Annotated in this window: 15 protein-coding genes and 1 tRNA gene; 9 read left to right on the forward strand and 7 right to left on the reverse strand. The window is 61.4% G+C overall.

What is annotated here, in order from left to right:
- Nucleotides 1-10: 10 nt before the first annotated feature.
- The 4 genes from M2497_RS22240 (at nt 11) to M2497_RS22255 (ending at nt 3,608) form a co-directional block, all read left to right on the forward strand.
- Nucleotides 11-1,855, forward strand: coding sequence for a CocE/NonD family hydrolase (locus M2497_RS22240; RefSeq protein ID WP_248488246.1), 1,845 nt, complete (start codon nt 11-13; stop codon nt 1,853-1,855).
- Between the two features lie 64 nt (nt 1,856-1,919).
- Complete coding sequence (locus M2497_RS22245) at nt 1,920-2,222, forward strand: metalloregulator ArsR/SmtB family transcription factor (RefSeq protein WP_071492803.1); 303 nt, start codon at nt 1,920-1,922, stop codon at nt 2,220-2,222.
- A 109-nt stretch (nt 2,223-2,331) separates the two neighbouring features.
- Nucleotides 2,332-3,312 (forward strand): zinc-dependent alcohol dehydrogenase family protein, encoded by a 981-nt coding sequence (locus M2497_RS22250; RefSeq protein WP_248483254.1) that lies wholly within the window; start codon nt 2,332-2,334, stop codon nt 3,310-3,312.
- On the forward strand, nt 3,309-3,608 hold the full coding sequence (locus M2497_RS22255; RefSeq protein WP_248483256.1) for an antibiotic biosynthesis monooxygenase: 300 nt from the start codon (nt 3,309-3,311) through the stop codon (nt 3,606-3,608). The genes M2497_RS22250 and M2497_RS22255 overlap by 4 nt, the downstream gene beginning before the upstream one ends.
- 58 nt (nt 3,609-3,666) lie before the next feature.
- Here the strand turns inward: M2497_RS22255 and M2497_RS22260 are convergent.
- Nucleotides 3,667-3,742: transfer RNA gene (locus tag M2497_RS22260), tRNA-Asn, on the reverse strand.
- Between the two features lie 60 nt (nt 3,743-3,802).
- Nucleotides 3,803-4,699, reverse strand: a complete 897-nt coding sequence (locus tag M2497_RS22265) for a LysR family transcriptional regulator (protein ID WP_248483258.1) — start codon at nt 4,697-4,699, stop codon at nt 3,803-3,805.
- Between the two features lie 100 nt (nt 4,700-4,799).
- Here M2497_RS22265 and lldD point away from each other — a divergent pair, with 100 nt between their 5' ends.
- Nucleotides 4,800-5,930 carry an FMN-dependent L-lactate dehydrogenase LldD gene (gene lldD, locus M2497_RS22270; protein WP_248483260.1) on the forward strand — a complete coding sequence of 377 codons (1,131 nt, stop codon included), beginning with the start codon at nt 4,800-4,802 and terminating at the stop codon, nt 5,928-5,930.
- Here the strand turns inward: lldD and M2497_RS22275 are convergent.
- The 3 genes from M2497_RS22275 to M2497_RS22285 are packed head-to-tail and all read right to left on the reverse strand — an operon-like array spanning nt 5,927 to nt 9,503.
- On the reverse strand, nt 5,927-7,159 hold the full coding sequence (locus M2497_RS22275; protein ID WP_248483262.1) for a CaiB/BaiF CoA-transferase family protein: 1,233 nt from the start codon (nt 7,157-7,159) through the stop codon (nt 5,927-5,929). The genes lldD and M2497_RS22275 overlap by 4 nt on opposite strands.
- A gap of 26 nt (nt 7,160-7,185) precedes the next feature.
- On the reverse strand, nt 7,186-8,715 hold the full coding sequence (locus M2497_RS22280; protein ID WP_248483264.1) for a 3-hydroxyacyl-CoA dehydrogenase: 1,530 nt from the start codon (nt 8,713-8,715) through the stop codon (nt 7,186-7,188).
- 2 nt (nt 8,716-8,717) lie between these two features.
- Entirely contained in the window at nt 8,718-9,503 is a 786-nt protein-coding gene (locus M2497_RS22285) for an enoyl-CoA hydratase (protein WP_248483266.1), read from the reverse strand.
- Between the two features lie 249 nt (nt 9,504-9,752).
- Here M2497_RS22285 and M2497_RS22290 point away from each other — a divergent pair, with 249 nt between their 5' ends.
- From M2497_RS22290 to M2497_RS22305, 4 genes are all read left to right on the forward strand, one after another.
- A complete protein-coding gene (locus M2497_RS22290; RefSeq protein WP_248483268.1) occupies nt 9,753-10,622 on the forward strand; it encodes an IclR family transcriptional regulator in 870 nt (289 codons plus the stop codon).
- 69 nt (nt 10,623-10,691) lie between these two features.
- Complete coding sequence (locus M2497_RS22295; protein ID WP_248483270.1) at nt 10,692-11,846, forward strand: acyl-CoA dehydrogenase family protein; 1,155 nt, start codon at nt 10,692-10,694, stop codon at nt 11,844-11,846.
- 46 nt (nt 11,847-11,892) lie between these two features.
- Entirely contained in the window at nt 11,893-13,167 is a 1,275-nt protein-coding gene (locus M2497_RS22300; protein WP_248483272.1) for an MFS transporter, read from the forward strand.
- A 307-nt stretch (nt 13,168-13,474) separates the two neighbouring features.
- Nucleotides 13,475-14,401, forward strand: coding sequence for a GGDEF domain-containing protein (locus M2497_RS22305; protein WP_248483274.1), 927 nt, complete (start codon nt 13,475-13,477; stop codon nt 14,399-14,401).
- A gap of 20 nt (nt 14,402-14,421) precedes the next feature.
- Here the strand turns inward: M2497_RS22305 and M2497_RS22310 are convergent, their stop codons facing one another.
- Nucleotides 14,422-15,222 (reverse strand): iron-containing redox enzyme family protein, encoded by an 801-nt coding sequence (locus M2497_RS22310; protein WP_248483276.1) that lies wholly within the window; start codon nt 15,220-15,222, stop codon nt 14,422-14,424.
- 45 nt (nt 15,223-15,267) lie between these two features.
- The gene (locus M2497_RS22315) at nt 15,268-17,730 is read right to left on the reverse strand and encodes an EAL domain-containing protein (protein WP_248483278.1); all 2,463 of its coding nucleotides are present in this window, start codon (nt 17,728-17,730) and stop codon (nt 15,268-15,270) included.
- Between the last annotated feature and the right edge of the window lie 29 nt (nt 17,731-17,759).

Genomic DNA, 17,759 nt, shown 5'->3' on the forward strand with positions numbered 1-17,759 from the left:
ATTCGAAAACATGCACATCGTACGCAACCAGATGATCACCCTGCGCGATGGCGTGCGCCTGGCCACTGACATTTATCTACCGCTGGGCACCGGCCCCTGGCCGGTTGTCATCGAGCGCACGCCCTACGACAAATCCGGCCCCTCGCGCTCGGAAAAACGCCTGGACGGGCTGCACCTTACCCGCGAGCAAATGGCCGCAGCCTTTACCGAGCAGGGCTTTGTGGCGATCTTCCAGGATTGTCGCGGGCGTTACCGTTCTGAAGGTGTGTTCACCAAATACATCAATGAAGGCGAAGACGGCTACGACACCTTGCGCTGGATCGTCGAACAGCCCTGGTGCAACGGCCATATCGGCAGCATGGGCTTGTCCTATGCAGCGCACACGCAGATGGCGATGGCCTGCTGCAATGCGCCGGGTCTCAAGACCATGGTGCTGGACTCGGGGGGGTTCGCCAACGCCTACCAGTGCGGCATTCGCCAGGGCGGCGCCTTCGAACTCAAGCAAGCGACCTGGGCCTACAAGCAAGCCCAACAAAGCGCCGCCGTGCAGGCCGACCCGCAGTTGCGAGAGGCGTTGGCCCAGGAAGACATTCTCGATTGGTTTGCACGCATGCCGTGGCGCCCAGGGCATTCGCCATTGCGCCATGTACCGGAGTATGAAAACTACCTGTTCGAGCAGTGGTCCCACGGGGACTTCGATCAGTACTGGAAGCAACTGGGTATCTACGCCGAAGGTTTCTACGAGCAGATCCCGGACATCCCGGTGTTGTTCATGTCCAGTTGGTACGACGCCTATGTCAGTTGCACGCTGGACAACTTCACGGCGTTCACCGCACGCAAGCAGTCACCTCAACGCCTGATCATGGGCCCGTGGCTGCACGGTGACCGCAACATCAGCTACAGCGGCAACGCCGAATTTGGCAACGCCGCGCCTTTCGACGGCAACCTGGGCGAAGACTGGTTGAGTTGCCGAGTGGAATGGATGCAACGCTGGCTCAAACCAACCGAAGCCGAACGGCGCGCCACTCATCAGGTCGATGTGTTCCTGATGGGCGGCGGCAGCGGCCGAAAAAATGCGCAGGGTCGGCTGGAGCATGGCGGGCGCTGGCTCAAGTCGCAGTGTTGGCCGCTCGCGGGCAGCCAACAGCTGAACCTCTACCTGACACCACAAAAAGCCCTTTCGCCGCTCGCTCCTGTGGGGCCGCCCAGTTCATTGAGCTACTTCAGCGATCCCGCCCACCCGGTACCGACCATTGGCGGCTCGTTGACATCGGGCGCTCCGGTGTTTGTGGGCGGCGCTTTCAACCAGGTCGAAAGCCCGGACTTTTTCGGCACTCGGGGTGACCACTCGGCACTGTGCGACCGAGATGACGTAGTGAGCTTCGAAACCCAACCGCTTGAGCACGACTGGGTGGTTGCCGGCCCGGTGAAAGTCGAACTGTGGGTGCACAGCAGCGCGCTGGATACCGATTTCACCGCCAAGTTGGTGGACGTCTATCCGCCGAGCGACGATTACCCACAGGGGTACGCCATGAACATCACCGACGGGATTTTCCGGTGTCGCTACCGGGACTCGTGGGAACACCCGGCTCCGCTCACGCCGGGAGAGCCGTTCAAGGTGGTGATCGAACCCTTCGCCACCTGCAACCTGTTCAAGCGTGGCCACCGCCTGCGCCTGGATATCGCCAGCAGCAACTTTCCGCGCTTCGATGTAAACCCCAACAGTGGCGAGGCCGAAGGCATGGGCGAGCATCCGCAGGTGGCGCGCAATACCGTGCATATCGGCGCCGGGCATCCGAGCCGTTTGATACTCACGGTCGTGGACAACGCGCTCTCGGAGGCGGACCAACACTGATGCGCTAGCCGATTTCCTGCCGAAACCGCATTGACATATCGGTAAATCTCGATATCCTCGCGCCATGGACCTACTCGACATATTCAAAGCCCTCTCGAACCGTACTCGACTCGACATCCTGAAAGGTTTGAAGGACCCCGAAAAGAACTTCCCCCCGCAGGATGAAGGGGACGTTCATACCGTGGGCGTCTGCGTGAGCAGTATCCAGGAAGGCGTCGGGCTGTCGCAGTCGACCGTGTCGGACTACCTGGCAACGCTGCATCGAGCGGGCTTGATCGAAACCCGCCGCATCGGGCAGTGGACCTATTACAAGCGAAACGAAGCAACCATCAGCGCCCTTGCCGAGATCATCGGCAAGGAGCTGTAATTTTTTGCCCCAGGATATCGAGAATTCCCGATATCCCTTTTTACCGAAACCTACGGCTATTGAAACCTACCGCTATTGAAACCCACGACTACTGAAACGAGGTAATGCAATGAAAGCGATGATGCTTAAATCATTTGGCGGCCCGGATTCGTTCGAACGCTGCGAGGTGCCCAAGCCGGTACCGCACACGGGACAGGTGCTGGTGCGGGTTCACGCAACCTCCATCAACCCGCTGGATTACCAGGTGCGACGTGGTGACTATGCCGAGCTGGTGCCCCTCCCCGCCATCACCGGTCATGACGTGTCCGGCGTCGTCGAGGCCGTAGGCCCGGGCGTGACGAACTTCGCGCCAGGCGACGAAGTCTGGTACACCCCGCAGATATTCGACGGCCCCGGTAGTTATGCCGAATACCACGTGGCGGCCGAAAGCATCATCGGTAAGAAACCACCTACGCTCAGTCACCTCGAGGCGGCAAGCCTGAGCCTGGTGGGCGGTACCGCATGGGAAGCGCTGACCGTGCGTGCAGCACTTCGGGTGGGGGAAAGCATCCTGATACATGGCGGCGCGGGCGGCGTCGGGCATGTGGCAATCCAACTGGCCAAAGCCATCGGCGCCAAGGTGTTCACCACCGTGCGTGAAGCCAATATCGAGTTCGCACAGCGCATGGGCGCCGATGTGATCATCGACTACGAAAAGGAAGATTACGTTGACGCGATCCTACGGGAAACGGGCGGGCGCGGCGTCGATGTGGTGTTCGATACCATCGGCGGCAACACGCTTTCACGCAGCCCCGACGCACTCGCGCAACTGGGCCGCGTGGTCTCGATCGTGGACATAGCGCAACCGCAGAACCTGGTACAGGCCTGGGGCAAGAACGCGAGCTATCACTTTGTGTTCACGCGGCAGAATCGCGGCAAGCTGGATGAGTTGAGTACGTTGGTTGCGCAGGGCCAATTGCGGCCGCATGTAGGGGCTGTCTATGCGCTGGCCGATGTTGGACTTGCCCATGCTCGGTTGGAGGGTGCTAACAACGGTATCCAAGGAAAAATCGCGATTGCCGTCGTGCCCGCTCAGGAAACAAGACCATGATTTACGAGATCGCCGTGCTGCCGGTTCACAAGGAACACATCGACGCGTTCAGGCGTGCCTTTGCCGAGGTGGCGCCGTTGCTGAGTCGTGCCAAAGGCCACTTGGGTCATATGCTTGCGCAGGGGGTTGAAACACCGGAGCGATTCAACCTGATTGTGCGTTGGAAATCGCTGGAAGACCATACGCCGGGGTTTGAAGCGAGTGAAGACCATCGGGTGTTCATGTTGGGACTGGAAAAATACTTTTCGGAGGAACCGCAGGTTTATCACATTGAGGGGGCGGTTTTTAGCGCCTAGAGAAATCCAAGGCAAAAAAAAGCCTGCATCGCTGCAGGCTTCTCTTTATGTCGCTATCTGGCTCCACGACCTGGACTCGAACCAGGGACCCAATGATTAACAGTCATTTGCTCTACCAACTGAGCTATCGCGGAATGCGCCGTATGTTACTGATTGAAAAGGAGAAGTCAAGCTTTCTCTGGCACTCGGCGTGATTAAACCGGATGGCCGGTTGAAATGGCGTGCTCCCTGGCCAGTTCCAGCCAGGCCAGGGCGGCGGGGGGCAGGTGGGCGCTGGCGCGCCAGGCCAGGGCGATGTGCCAGTCGGTGTAGGGCTCGTCCAAGGGGATCAGGGCAATGCCGGGGTGCTGGTGTTTGTGCGCCAGCATGCGTGGCACGAAGGCTACGCCCAGGCCGGCGGCGACCAGGTCGATGATGAAGTCGATCTGCCCGCTGCGGGCGGTCACCTTCGGGTTGACGCCTTTGCGCTCGCAGGCGGCGAGAATCTTGGCGTTGAGGGCGAAGCCGGCTTCAAACAGGATGAACGGCGAATCAGCCAGGTCGGTGAAGTCGATACGTTCAAGGCGGGCCAGCGGGTGGCTGATGGGCAGCACCGCCATCAACGGTTCGTTGCGCACGGGCTGGAAGTCGAAGTCTTCGTCCACCGGCAGCAGCAGCGCTGCCAGGTCGACCTCCCCCGCTTCCAGGCACTCGCGCAGTTTTTTGCTGCCGTATTCGGTGAGTTCGATGTCGATGTCCGGGTAGCGGCTGCGGTAGGTGGCGAACATGGTCGCGAACAGCACGCCGCAACCCACCGGCGGCAGGCCGATGCGCAGTACGCCGCGCTTAAGGCCACACAGGTCGTTGATCTCGGCCACCAGGTCATTGCGCTCGGCGAGCAGCACCAGAGCGCGGCGGTAGGCAATTTCGCCGGCGGCGGTGAGTTCGTTGCGATGCCCCAGGCGATTGAGCAGCGGCGTGCCCAGTTCGTCTTCCAGGGTCTTGACCGCCTTGCTCACGCTGGATTGGGTCAGGGACACCACCTCGGCGGCCTGGGAAAAACCGCCCTGGCGCACCACTTCGACAAAGGCACGCAATGTTCTCAGGTTCATCAGTATTCCTTTGGCGACTGGCTGCCAGCGATAAAAGTTGTTTTTATCATGCCAGAGAATTGCCTATCCTGAAGCCACCTTGCCCGTGGAGCCTCTAAAAATGATCATCTCGTCCGCCTCCGACTACCGCGCAGCCGCCAAGCGCAAGCTGCCGCGTTTCCTGTTCGACTACATCGACGGCGGCGCCTACGCCGAACACACGATGCGCGCGAACAGTTCGGACCTGGCCGAGATCAGTCTGCGCCAGCGCATCCTGCGCAATGTCGACAACCTGAGCCTGAAGACCAGCGTGTTCGGCCAGGAACTGGACATGCCCGTCATCCTCAGCCCCGTCGGCCTGACCGGCATGTACGCGCGGCGCGGTGAAGTGCAGGCGGCCAAGGCGGCAGCGAACAAGGGCATCCCGTTCTGCCTGTCGACGGTGTCGGTGTGCCCGATCGAAGAAGTGGCCTCGCAAAGCGCGCAGGCGATCTGGTTCCAGTTGTATGTGCTCAAGGACCGCGGCTTCATGCGCAACGCGCTGGAGCGCGCGCAAGCAGCCGGTGTGACGACGCTGGTGTTTACCGTGGACATGCCCACGCCTGGCGCACGGTATCGCGATGCCCACTCGGGCATGTCCGGCCCGTTCGCCGCACAGCGACGCATGCTGCAAGCCGTCACCAAGCCGCAATGGGCCTTCGATGTGGGCCTGATGGGCCGTCCCCATGACCTGGGCAATATCTCCAGGTACCTGGGCAAACCCACCCACCTGGAAGACTACATCGGCTGGCTGGCGAACAATTTCGATGCATCCATCAGTTGGAAAGACCTGGAGTGGATCCGCGAATTCTGGAAAGGCCCGATGATCATCAAAGGCATCCTCGACCCCCAGGACGCCAAGGATGCAGTGAGTTTCGGTGCCGATGGCATCGTGGTCTCCAACCACGGCGGCCGCCAGCTGGACGGCGTGCTGTCCACCGCCAAGGCCCTGCCGCCAATTGCCGATACGGTGGGTGATGACCTCACCGTATTGGTCGACTCCGGCATCCGCTCCGGGCTGGACGTGGTGCGCATGCTCGCCCTGGGTGCAAAGGCGTGCCTGCTGGGCCGCGCCACCGCCTACGCGCTGGCCGCCGATGGCCAGCACGGCGTGGAAAACCTGCTGGACATCTTCGCCAAGGAAATGCGCGTAGCCATGACCCTCACCGGCGTCACGTCCATCGCGCAGATCGACCGCTCGACCCTGGTCTAACCCTGCTGTTCGACAATCCCGCGCGCCTTGAGTTGGGCCAGTTGCTCCGGTGACAAGCCCAAGCGCTGGCCGAGGATGTCGTCGGTATGCTGCCCCAGCCTCGGCGCCGGCCGGTGATACTCCACGGGGGTGCCGGACATTTTGATCGGGCTGCCGACCATGGCGAAATCCGGGTTCTGCGGATGGGGGATCTTCACCATCAGGTTGCGCGCGATCACCTGGGGTTCTTCCAGGGATTGCGCGATGGAGTTGATCGCCCCCACCGGCACCTTCGAGGCATGGATACATGCCACCCACTCATCGGCACTGCGCCCCAGAAAGTGCGCCGAGAGCAGCGCGACAATCTCTTCGCGATGGGCCACTCGGTCAGCGTTACGACGGAAGCGCGGGTCGTCCGGCAGATGCGCCAGGCCGATGCTCTGGCACAGCGCGACAAACTGGCTGTCGTTGCCGCAGGCGATGATGAAGTCACGGTCGGCGGCACGGAACACCTGGTAAGGCACGATATTGGCGTGGGCATTGCCATAGCGCTGCGGCACCTTGCCCGAGGCCAGGTAGTTCATGCTTTGGTTGGCCAAGGTCGCGACCTGCACATCCAGCAACGCCATATCAATGTATTGGCCCACGCCGGTGCGCTCACGGCTGAGCAATGCGGCCTGGATCGCCACGGTGGAATACAGGCCGGTCATCAGGTCGGAGAACGCCACGCCGACTTTTTGCGGGCCGCCGCCGGGCAGGTCATCGCGCTCGCCGGTGATGCTCATCAGGCCGCCGATGCCCTGGATGATGAAGTCGTAACCCGGCTCCTCGGCACGCGGGCCGGTCTGGCCGAAACCGGTGATGGAGCAATACACCAGGCGCGGGTTGAGCTCGGCCAGGGTCGCGTAGTCCAGGCCGTAGCGGGCCAGGGAGCCGGCTTTATAGTTCTCGATCAACACATCGGAACTCGCCGCCAATGCGCGTACCAACTCCTGGCCTTCGGGAGTGGCGATGTCGATGGCCACGGACAGTTTGCCGCGGTTGGTCGACTGATAATACGAAGCCTCGCCAGACGACTCGCCGGTGTCGGTTTTCATCCACGGCGGGCCCCAGCCACGGGTGTCGTCGCCGCTTTTCGGGCGTTCGATCTTGATCACTTCCGCGCCGAGGTCAGCCAACACTTGCCCACACCAGGGGCCGGCCAACACACGGCTCAGATCCAGCACCCGCAAACCTGTCAATGCACCCATTGTTCTTATCCTGTGAGGTTGGGAAATCAGCCGAGGCTCGGCTCTTCATGGCGCAGGGAAACCCCCAGCAGTGCCCGCCGCCGCAGCCACGGGCTGGGGCGATAGCGCGGGTCGTTGGTGAGTTCGCTCATGCGCTGCAAAATCGTGAGCAGGCGCCGTGGCCCGAGGGCATCGCCCCAGGCCAGCGGGCCGTGGGGGTAGCCCAGGCCGAGCTGCACGGCCTGGTCGATATCCTCGACGCTGGCGATGCGCTGCTGGGCAATGTCGCAGGCGAGGTTGACCACCATCGCCAAGGTGCGCTGGGCCACAAAGCCGACGCTGTCGCCGATCACCGTGACGCCCACGCCATCCGCTGCGAGCAAGGCGTGAGCGGCATCGCGCATCGCCGGGGCCGTCAGCGGGTTTTGCATCAGCGTGCGGTGGCGTGACAGGTCCGTCAGCACATCGATGCACAGCGTGCGCGCCGGGTCGGTATCGAAGCGCACGCAGGCGCTGCTGGCATCGCGGCCGTAAGGCGCCAATAGGCACAACGCCTGCGGCGACGGTTGCGCAGCGTGTTCCAGATGGGCGCCCAGGTCGATCACCAGGGCACTCAAGCGCTCGTAGTCTTGGCTGTTTTCCGTGGCGATCCACACCGGGGGCAGCGCTTGCACCGTGGGCACCGCCTGGGGGTGCGGGGCGTTGATGAGTTGGCCGTTTTCATACTGATAGAAGCCGTGGCCGGTCTTGCGTCCCAGGCGACCGCCTACCAGCATCTGCCGGGTCAGGGGCGACGGTTTGTAGCGTGGCTCCTGATAGAACTGGTTGTAGATCGACTCCATCACCGGGTGCGACACGTCCAGCCCGGTGAGGTCCAGCAGCTCCAGCGGCCCCATGCGAAACCCCGCGCCGTCGCGCAGGATGCGGTCGATATCGCCGCGCTCGGCGATGCCTTCCTCCAGCATCTTCAGGGCTTCGGTGCCGTAGGCCCGGCCCGCGTGGTTGACGATAAAACCGGGAGTGTCCTTGGCGCGCACGCCGCGATGGCCGGTGCGCGCCACCAGCGCCAGCAAGGCTTCACCGACCTTGGGCGCGGTGGCCAGGCCATCGATCACCTCCACCACGCGCATCAACGGCACCGGGTTGAAGAAGTGCAGGCCGGCCACGCGCTCGGGGTGCCGGCAACCGGTGGCGATGGCCGTGACGGAGAGTGACGAGGTGTTGGTCGCCAGGATGCAACGCGGGCTGACAATGCCTTCAAGCTGTTGCAACAGGCCGCGCTTGGCGTCGAGGTTTTCCACGATGGCTTCCACCACCAGGTCGCAATCGCGCAGGTCGTCGATGCGCTCGACCACCTGCAAGTTGGCCAACGCCGCGTCCATCGTCGCCTGACTGATCTTGCCCTTGCCCACCAGTTTGGCAAACGTGGTACCGAGGGTGTCACGGGCCGTTTGCGCTGCGCCGTCGCGAGAATCGAACAGGCGCACCACCACACCGGCCTGGGCGGCGATTTGCGCAATGCCCGCCCCCATCACACCGGTGCCCACCAGGCCCAGCGTATTGATAATGTCGGTCATGCTTATTCCCCCCGGTATTGCGGCGTGCGCTTTTCGAAGAACGCCGCAGCGCCCTCCTTCTGGTCCTTGGAGTCGAACAACAATTGGAACGCCTTGCGCTCCAGCACCAGGGCGCTTTCCAGCGGCAGGTCGGCACCGGCCAGCATCACCTCCTTGATCTGCTCCACCGCCAACGGCGGCAGCGCGGCGATCTGCGCGGCCAGTTCCAGGGCGCGGGGCAGTGTCTGGTCGTCGCTGACCATCTCGCTGAGCATGCCCATGGCCAAGGCTTCCTTCGCGCTGACCATGCAGCCGGTGAGCGCAATGCGCATCGCCTGGAATTTACCCACCGCACGCACCAGCCGCTGGGTACCGCCCGCGCCCGGCATCAAACCCAACTTGACCTCCGGCTGGGCAAACCGCGCCGACTCGCCCGCCACAATCAGGTCGCAATGCATCGCCAACTCACAGCCGCCGCCCAAGGCAAAACCGTTGACGGCCGCAATCACCGGCTTGGGGCAGCGGCTGATGGCTTCCCACAAGTATTCGGTGTGGCGGCGGTACATATCGATCGCGCCGGCAGCGGCGAACTCCTTGATATCCGCACCTGCGACGAAGAACTGTTCGCCCCCGGTCAGCACAATGGCGCGCACATCCTGGCGGCGAGCCAGTGCACGGAAATGCTCGGCGAGCGCTTCACGTACCTGGGCATTCAGGGCGTTCTTGACGTCGGGACGATGGATACGCACCACGGCCACGCCATTGTCCTGGACGTCGAGGGTCACCACGGGTGGGTTAGCGTTGGTCACATTCACTCCTGCTGCACTGTTCTTGTTAGTTGGATTACGCTAGTTTCGCTGTGCGAAATAACATTCCGCATTTGTCGATAATCATAAGTATCGACCCCGCAGGTGTAAACGTAAAAACCCGAGCTCATTCTAAAACAGTGACTAACTCGCTGTTTTACTGGGCTTTATCGCATTAAAAAATCACAACCCAAAAAGTTGCTTAGTTTCGCTGTGCGGAATACTATTTTGTTTTGTTGATTTTATAAAAAAATGAGGCTTAACATGCGCCGTCGAAACCCGGACTCGGACAACAACGAAGTCCCAGCAGGCAACAACGCTTTCGAGCATTTGTTGATTGACCCGATGCACAACGAGGAGGAGGAAGACAAGGACCGCCAGTTCGTCACCGCCCTGGCCCGCGGCCTGGAACTGCTGCGCTGTTTCACGCCGAGCGAGAGTGTGCTGGGCAACCAGGAACTGGCGCGCAAGACCGGGTTGCCGAAACCGACGATCACCCGCATGACCCACACCCTGACCCGCCTGGGTTACCTCAGGCACTTGCCCCAGTCGGGCCGGTACCAGTTGGACGTGGGCGTGATGGCCTTCGGTTACGCCATGTTGTCGAACCTGTCGATCCGCGCCGTGGCCCACCCGTTGATGGAGACCATGGCCAAGTACGCCCAGGCGGCCGTCGCGATGGCCACCCGCGACCGCCTCGACGCAGTGTACCTGGACGTGGTCCAGGGTGAAGCCAACATGACCATGCGTCGCCAGGTCGGCACACGGTTGCCGTTGCACTTGAGTTCAGCAGGCCGCGCCTGCCTGGCAGCGATGCCGGAAAACGAGCGGGAGTTCATTCTCGACCACATCCGCCAGCGTCATCTGGAGGACTGGCCGAACATCCGCAAGGGGCTGGAACGCGCCTTCCGGGACTACACCGATTTCGGCTATTGCATGTCGATCGGTGAGTGGCACCGCGATGTCAATGCCATCGCCGTACCGCTGCGACACGCACAACACGGCTTGCTGGCGTTCAACTGTGGCGGACCGAGTTTCCACCTCTCCCGGGAGAAACTCGAAGACGACATCGGCCCCCGCCTCAAGCACATGGTGAACAATATCGAGGCCGCCACCCGTTAGCTGGACCGGTGCATGGCCTCGGCAGATTGACGATAACAGGCCCGCCGAACGGGCCGCTGAGGGCTGCACATGATCCGAGACGCACAAACCCTGCATATCCTGGTGGACGCCATTGCGCAGTTCGTCGATGAAGCGCTGATCCCACGGGAAAACGAAGTCGCCGAGACCGATGAAATCCCGGCCGACATCATCAGCCAATTCCAGGACATGGGCCTGTTCGGCCTGACCATCCCCGAAGCCTACGGCGGCCTTGGCCTGACCATGGAAGAAGAGGTGACCATCGCCTTTGAACTGGGGCGCACCTCACCGGCCTTCCGTTCGTACTTCGGCACCAACAATGGCATCGGCTCCATCGGCATCCTGCTCGACGGCACCGAGGCGCAGAAGGAGCACTACCTGCCGTTGCTGGCCAGCGGCGCACTGCTTAGTTCGTTCTGCCTCACCGAACCCGACTCCGGCTCCGACGCTGCCTCACTGAAAACCACCGCCGTGCGCGATGGCGACCACTACGTGATCAACGGCACCAAGCGCTTTATCACCAACGCACCCCACGCCGGGATTTTCACGGTGATGGCGCGCACCGACCCGGCGATTCGTGGCTCGGGCGGTATCAGCGCGTTTATCATCGAGCGCGACACACCGGGCCTGTCCCTGGGCAAGCGCGATCACAAGATGGGCCAGCAAGGCGCGCACACCAGCGACGTGATCTTCGACAACGTGCGTGTGCCGGCCAGCCAGTTGATCGGTGGCGTGGAAGGCGTGGGGTTCAAGACCGCCATGAAGGTCCTCGACAAAGGCCGCCTGCACATCGCCGCCGTCAGCGTGGGCGCCGCCGAGCGCATGCTGGGTGACGCGCTGAACTACGCGATCGAACGCAAGCAGTTCGGCCAACCGATTGCCGAGTTCCAATTGATCCAGGCCATGCTCGCCGACAGCAAGGCCGAAATCTATGCCGCACGCTGCATGGTGCTCGATGCCGCCCGCAAGCGTGACGAAGGCCAGGACATCGGCACCGAAGCCTCCTGCTCGAAGATGTTCGCCACCGAGATGTGCGGTCGCGTGGCTGACCGCTGCGTGCAGATCCATGGCGGCGCCGGCTATATCAGCGAGTACGCCATTGAACGTTTCTACCGGGATGTGCGCCTGTTCCGTCTCTACGAAGGCACCACGCAGATCCAGCAACTGGTGATTGCCCGCAACATGATTCGCGCGGCGCAACGCTAAGCACCACCCATACCCAATGCCCTAACAACTACAACAAGGTATCGCTATGGAAGTCGCCGCATCGGCGGGCGCGTTGTCGCCTGCAAAAAGCAAACTGTGGATCATTGTCTTTATCTTCTGCTTCCTCGGCCTGTTGATCGATGGCGCAGACCTGATGCTGCTGTCCTACAGCCTCAGCAGCCTGAAGGCCGAGTTCGGCCTGACCAGCGTCGAGGCCGGCAGCCTGGGCAGTTTCACCCTGGCCGGCATGGCCATCGGTGGCATCTACGGGGGCTGGGCCTGTGACCGCTTCGGCCGGGTCAAAACCGTGGTGTGGAGCATCGTGCTGTTCTCCGTGGGCACGGCGATCCTGGGCATGACCCACAGCTATTGGCAGTTCGCGAGCACGCGGTTCTTCGCCTCCCTCGGCCTGGGCGCGCTGTACGTGGCGTGCAACACGTTGATGGCCGAATACGTGCCGACCCGCTATCGCACCACCGTGCTCGGCACCCTGCAGGCCGGCTGGTCGGTGGGCTATATCGTCGCCACGCTGCTGGCCGGCTGGATCCTGCCCGAGCACGGCTGGCGCTGGTTGTTCTACGTGGCGATCATTCCGGTGATCCTCGCCGTGTTGATGCAACGCCTGGTGCCCGAACCTCAGGCCTGGCTGACCGCAAGGGCCGAGCGCGCGCAGGAGAAAGCCAATGGCACCCGGCACGCCCTGAAGAACAAGCCCGACGGCATGTTCAAGCTGATCTTCAGCGACCCGAAAGCCAGCCGCATGTTCCTGCTCTGGGCCCTGACCGCAGGCTTCCTGCAGTTCGGCTACTACGGTGTGAATAACTGGATGCCCTCCTACCTGGAAAGCGAACTGGGGATGAACTTCAAGTCGATGACCAGCTACATGGTCGGCACCTACGCGGCGATGATATTCGGCAAGATCCTCGCCGGTCTCGCCGCAGACCGCCTGGGACGACGTACCGTATTCGCCGTCGGCGCCCTGGGCACGGCGGTCTTCCTACCGGTGATCGTGCTGTTCCAGAGCCCGGAGAACATCCTGTGGATGCTGGTGGTGTTCGGCTTCCTGTACGGGATTCCCTATGGTGTGAACGCCACCTACATGACCGAAAGCTTCGAAGCGAAGTTTCGCGGCTCAGCGGTGGGTGGGGCCTACAACATCGGCCGTATTGGTGCGGCAGTGGCACCGGCAGCGATCGGTTTCCTGGCGTCCCATGGCTCCATCGGCATGGGGTTCCTGGTAATGGGCGGCGCGTACTTCATCTGCGGCGTCATTCCTGCGTTGTTTATCCGCGATAAACAGTTCGATCCGCAAAAACAGTAAGCGCGGCGTCCGTTTGCCAAATAACTGGCGTCATTCTTCGGCGACTGTTTTTAGCGATAAAAACAGTCGCTTGATTTGTAAGGCTTTTTATTTAATTGAACGAATGTGGCATGAATCTCGCTCTAACCCTGTTCAAGCAGGTTAAGCGATGACAAGACGTGCGGCAGTGCCCAGGGGTTATAACCCATGGTAAAGCGGTCTAAACTGTAACTCATGTTTTACGGAACTGAAGGAACAGTAAGACGCTTGGCATTCGCCACTCTCATCGAGCCTGTAAGACAGTTGAGTGCTTAGAGGCGAAACGGTTATGAAAACACCTACCCAGACCCATGCAATTGACTTTGACAGTGCCAAATTGCAACGCCTGGGCTTTGGCCAACCCGCCCTCCTGCCGCGCCGCCCCACCACCGTTATCGAACTTCGCCAGCAACTGGGCCAGCAACTGCAAACCAGCCTGGAACCGGAGCGCATTCTCGCGGTGTTCTTCCGTGAGATCCAACGCCTGGTGCCCCTGGACGCCCTGCACTACCGTCACCAAGCCAGCGACCTGCGCCTGGAGTTCGGCCATCGCGGTCATCACTCGATGAGCTACAGCCTGAGCCATGAAGGCGAGCACCTGGGCGAGTTGATCTTTCGGCGCAACCAGCGCCTGCAGGAAGAAGAACTCGGCCAGCTTGAGTCCCTGTTGGCGACCCTGCTCTACCCGATGCGCAACGCCCTGCTCTACCGCGCCGCCACCCGCAGCGCGCTGCGTGACCCACTGACCGAGACCGGCAACCGCATCGCCATGGACCAGACCCTGCAACGGGAAATCGACATGGCGCGCCGCCACCTCAATCCACTGTCCTTGCTGATGCTGGATATTGACCACTTCAAGAGCATCAACGACACCCACGGCCACGCCGCCGGCGATAACGTGCTGCGCACTGTGGCGGCATCGATCAAGAGCCAGCTGCGTAATGTGGACATGGTGTTTCGTTATGGCGGGGAAGAGTTTCTGATCCTGCTGTCCAACACCGGCCGCGATGCGGCGGCGATGGTCGGCGAACGCCTGCGCCAGGCAGCACAGGCCCAGGATTACTGGGCGGACGGAACACGGATCGAATTGACGGTGAGCCTGGGTTGCTCGACCTTGCTGGCGGCCGAATCTGCCGAAAGCCTGCTGCGCCGTGCCGACAGCGCGTTGTACGTGGCCAAGCGCGAAGGCCGCAACCGCCTGGCGATGGCGGGGTAACCCCCGCCATCTGCTCTGCATCAGGCCTCGCTGGCAACCCGCGCCTGACGCTCACGCATCACCGCAGGGGCTTTTTCTTTCTCCAGACGCATGCAGCTTTCCAGGAACAAATACATGTAGTCATAGCTTTTGCACACAGCCTGGCGCAGTTCTGCCTGCAATGCCTTGGTGGGGTTCATCCCGGCCAGGGTGCAGATGATCTCCAGCGCTTCCCACGGGTGGGCGTCATCGTACTGGGCATGCATCTTCAACCACTTCATCGCACGCTTGCGTTCTTCCTCAGGGAAAGCCGCCGCGTAGACGCCGGTGGAACACACCACGGCGGACCACTCACCGGTCGCGCCTTCGATCGCGTAGTTGGTCGCGGCAATGGCCACGATCAGCGAATCGGCAGAACTGGTGTGCCAGCACCAATGGCTGAGGGCGTGCAACTCCGGCGGCACGTCCTGGGCCTGTAACTCGTCCAGGCTCACGCCGTGGGCACGGGCCCAATTGACCCAATAATCGGCGTGGTTGAGTTCCACACGAATATTGCGCATCAGCCAGCGGCGCGCCATGTCCTCCCCAGGATGGCGGGCAAATTTGGTCTTGGTCAGGTTCTGTGCCATGTACAAGGCAAACTGTTCCACCACCGGCCAGCCACCGATCAGGTAGTGGCGCAGGGTCTTGGCGCTGAGCGTGTTGTCGCGCATGCGCTGGTACAGTTCGTGTTCGACAACTCGGCGCTTGCTCTCGCTACAGTCCAGGATCAGTTTCTGAGCCCAGGCGGGGTAACTCGAGGCTTCCATAAGCGGGCCGGTTCTGTTGAATGTGTCGATCACTGTAAGGCTCCTTTTTAAGTGTGATTGTACAGACCAGCAAAGTTTTCAGCGGAATGTGCCGGGCGCCTTGAATAACAGAGGCTGCGGCCGCACAGGTCGACACTGCAAGCTATCAAAGGTAAACAATTGCGGTCGTTCAATCAGGTAGCCCTGAGCGTAATCCACACCAATTTCGAGTAACGCCTGTTCGATGTGCGGTGTCTCGACAAATTCTGCAATTGTGCGCTTACCCATGACATGGCCGATGTGGTTGATCACTTCGACCATCGCGCGGTTAATCGGGTCGTCCAGCATATCCTTTACGAAACTTCCATCGATCTTCAGGAAGTCTACAGGTAAATGTTTGAGATAAGCGAATGAGGACATTCCGGCACAAAAGTCATCCAGCGAGAAATGACAGCCTAAGGCTTTGAGTTCATTGATAAAGCGGATCGCACTGCCCAAGTTTGCAATCGCACTGGTTTCAGTGATTTCAAAACAGATCATGCCCGGCGGAATATTGTATGTATGAAACTTCTCACGCAAAAACCCAAGGAAGTCATCATCACCAATGGTGATGCCTGACAGATTGATCGCACACATGGCCATGGGACGCCCCGGGCGTTCCTGCATGCAGCGGTTGATGATCTTGAACACATTCTCCACCACCCAGCGGTCCAGGGACGTCATCAAGCCATAGCGTTCGGCGGCCGGGATGAAGCTGTCCGGCAGGATGATACGGCCAGCCTCGTCATGCAGGCGCAGCAGGATCTCGATATGCCCATTGCCGCCGTCGGTGTGCCCCAGGGGTGAGATTTCCTGGGCGTAGAGGCAGAACCGGTTCTCCTCCAGGGCCATGTGCAGGCGCTGCACCCAGGCCATTTCGCCAAAGCGCACGGACAGTTCCGAATCGTCGGCGTGGTACACCTGCACACGGTTACGGCCCTTTTCCTTGGCCATGTAGCATGCCATGTCGGCGGCGCGCAGTGAGGTTTCCAGGGTTGTCGGGGTATGCCCAAGGTGCACCAGGCCGATGCTGACGGTGGTCATGAACGGCCGGCCCTTCCATACGAAGTGCAGGCTTTGCACGGTGTGGCGCAGGCTCTCGGCGATTTTTTCCGCCACCGCCGCCGGGCAGTTCTCCAGCAGGATGCCGAATTCATCGCCGCCCAGGCGCGCCAGGGTGTCACCTTCGCGCAGGTCCGATTGCAACAACGCGCAGATGTGCCGCAACAGCTCATCACCTGCGGCATGGCCACAGGTGTCGTTGACCAGCTTGAACTGGTCTAGGTCGAGGAACATGAGTGCATGCCGCCCGCCCTGCTGCGACCCCGTGGGGTGAAGCACCTGTTCCAGGCGATACTCGAACTCACGACGATTGGCCAGGCCGGTCAGGGCGTCGTGGGTCGCCTGCCAGGACAGGTTGGCGATGTATTGACGCTCCTGGGTCATGTCGTGCAACACCAGCACCGCCCCGGTCACCTTGCCGGCGCTGCGGATCGGCGCGCCCACCAGGGTCACCGAGACCGTACTGCCATCCAGGCGCTGGATGGTTTTCGAGTGCTCGCTGCCGCCGCCAAGCTGGCCCTTGACGATATGTTCGATCAAGGTAAAGCCATCGGGCTGGGCATTGTCATCCAGCAGGTTGAACAGGGCCGCCAGGGGCAGCCCCTGGGCCTGGGCAGAATTCCAGTGGGTCAGCGCCTCGGCCGCCGGGTTCATGTAGGTGATGGCACCGTCGACATCAGTGGTAATCACCCCGTCGCCAATCGACTCCAGGGTGATCTGCGCCCGCTCCTTCTCTTGTTGCAGGGCGTCGGCAAAGGCGTGGCGTTGGGCCAGCAGTTTATGCGTGCGCAACAGCGCCAGCACAATCAGGCCCAACGCCGTGGCCAGGTTGGTGATCACCAGCAGCCGCAGGATCATCCGCGAACCTTCGCCCAGGGCATCGCTGAACGCCTTGGCAGCGGGCGTCACACCTTCGTTGATGGCAGTGATATGTGCCTTCCATTGGCGTACATCGTTGGCGCTGACCTGGTCGCGGCTGATTGCACCGTGCATCTCGCGGGCCAGGTCATCCAGTTGCACCAGATAGCCATCGCCCACGGTCCACAGCTCGATGGCTTTTTCCAGGTAGCTGAAATGGCGGAAGTTGAGGTACAGCCAGATCAGGCTGGAAACGTCATCCGGGTGGTTACCGCCCTTGAGGATGCCAAGGCGCGCGGCAGCAAGATCAGGGGTGGAGCGGTCCAGGGCAATACGCAATTCATGCCCGCCCTGGGGCACGGCGATCGCCTGCTGGTATTTGAGATAAGTGGTTTCGTCGCGGTTGTCGGCATACAGCGTCAGGTAGTAGATCGCATCTTTCTGGCCCTTGGACCACAGGCTTTCGCCAGCCACATAACCACGCACCGCCGAGAGCACGTAGAGGCTGACGCAACCCAACAATGCCTGGAACAGCACCACGGCGATAAAGGGCCAGACAATGCCCAACAACCGTGGCGTTCCGAGAGTCCGCTTTTGCTTCATGAAGCCCCTTGCACATGCACTGCTGGATA

Origin of the sequence: Pseudomonas sp. CYM-20-01, from assembly GCF_023169845.1 — a bacterium.
In the GTDB taxonomy this organism is placed as follows: Bacteria; Pseudomonadota; Gammaproteobacteria; order Pseudomonadales; family Pseudomonadaceae; genus Aquipseudomonas; species Aquipseudomonas azotoformans.

What these genes read in the sequence shown, in the direction of transcription:
- M2497_RS22240 (WP_248488246.1), top strand. Translation starts at nt 11, where the DNA reads ATGCACATCGTACGCAACCAGATGATCACCCTGCGCGATGGCGTGCGC.
- M2497_RS22245 (WP_071492803.1), top strand. Translation starts at nt 1,920, where the DNA reads ATGGACCTACTCGACATATTCAAAGCCCTCTCGAACCGTACTCGACTC.
- M2497_RS22250 (WP_248483254.1), top strand. Translation starts at nt 2,332, where the DNA reads ATGAAAGCGATGATGCTTAAATCATTTGGCGGCCCGGATTCGTTCGAA.
- M2497_RS22255 (WP_248483256.1), top strand. Translation starts at nt 3,309, where the DNA reads ATGATTTACGAGATCGCCGTGCTGCCGGTTCACAAGGAACACATCGAC.
- M2497_RS22265 (WP_248483258.1), bottom strand. Translation starts at nt 4,699, where the DNA reads ATGAACCTGAGAACATTGCGTGCCTTTGTCGAAGTGGTGCGCCAGGGC.
- lldD (WP_248483260.1), top strand. Translation starts at nt 4,800, where the DNA reads ATGATCATCTCGTCCGCCTCCGACTACCGCGCAGCCGCCAAGCGCAAG.
- M2497_RS22275 (WP_248483262.1), bottom strand. Translation starts at nt 7,159, where the DNA reads ATGGGTGCATTGACAGGTTTGCGGGTGCTGGATCTGAGCCGTGTGTTG.
- M2497_RS22280 (WP_248483264.1), bottom strand. Translation starts at nt 8,715, where the DNA reads ATGACCGACATTATCAATACGCTGGGCCTGGTGGGCACCGGTGTGATG.
- M2497_RS22290 (WP_248483268.1), top strand. Translation starts at nt 9,753, where the DNA reads ATGAGGCTTAACATGCGCCGTCGAAACCCGGACTCGGACAACAACGAA.
- M2497_RS22295 (WP_248483270.1), top strand. Translation starts at nt 10,692, where the DNA reads ATGATCCGAGACGCACAAACCCTGCATATCCTGGTGGACGCCATTGCG.
- M2497_RS22300 (WP_248483272.1), top strand. Translation starts at nt 11,893, where the DNA reads ATGGAAGTCGCCGCATCGGCGGGCGCGTTGTCGCCTGCAAAAAGCAAA.
- M2497_RS22305 (WP_248483274.1), top strand. Translation starts at nt 13,475, where the DNA reads ATGAAAACACCTACCCAGACCCATGCAATTGACTTTGACAGTGCCAAA.
- M2497_RS22315 (WP_248483278.1), bottom strand. Translation starts at nt 17,730, where the DNA reads ATGAAGCAAAAGCGGACTCTCGGAACGCCACGGTTGTTGGGCATTGTC.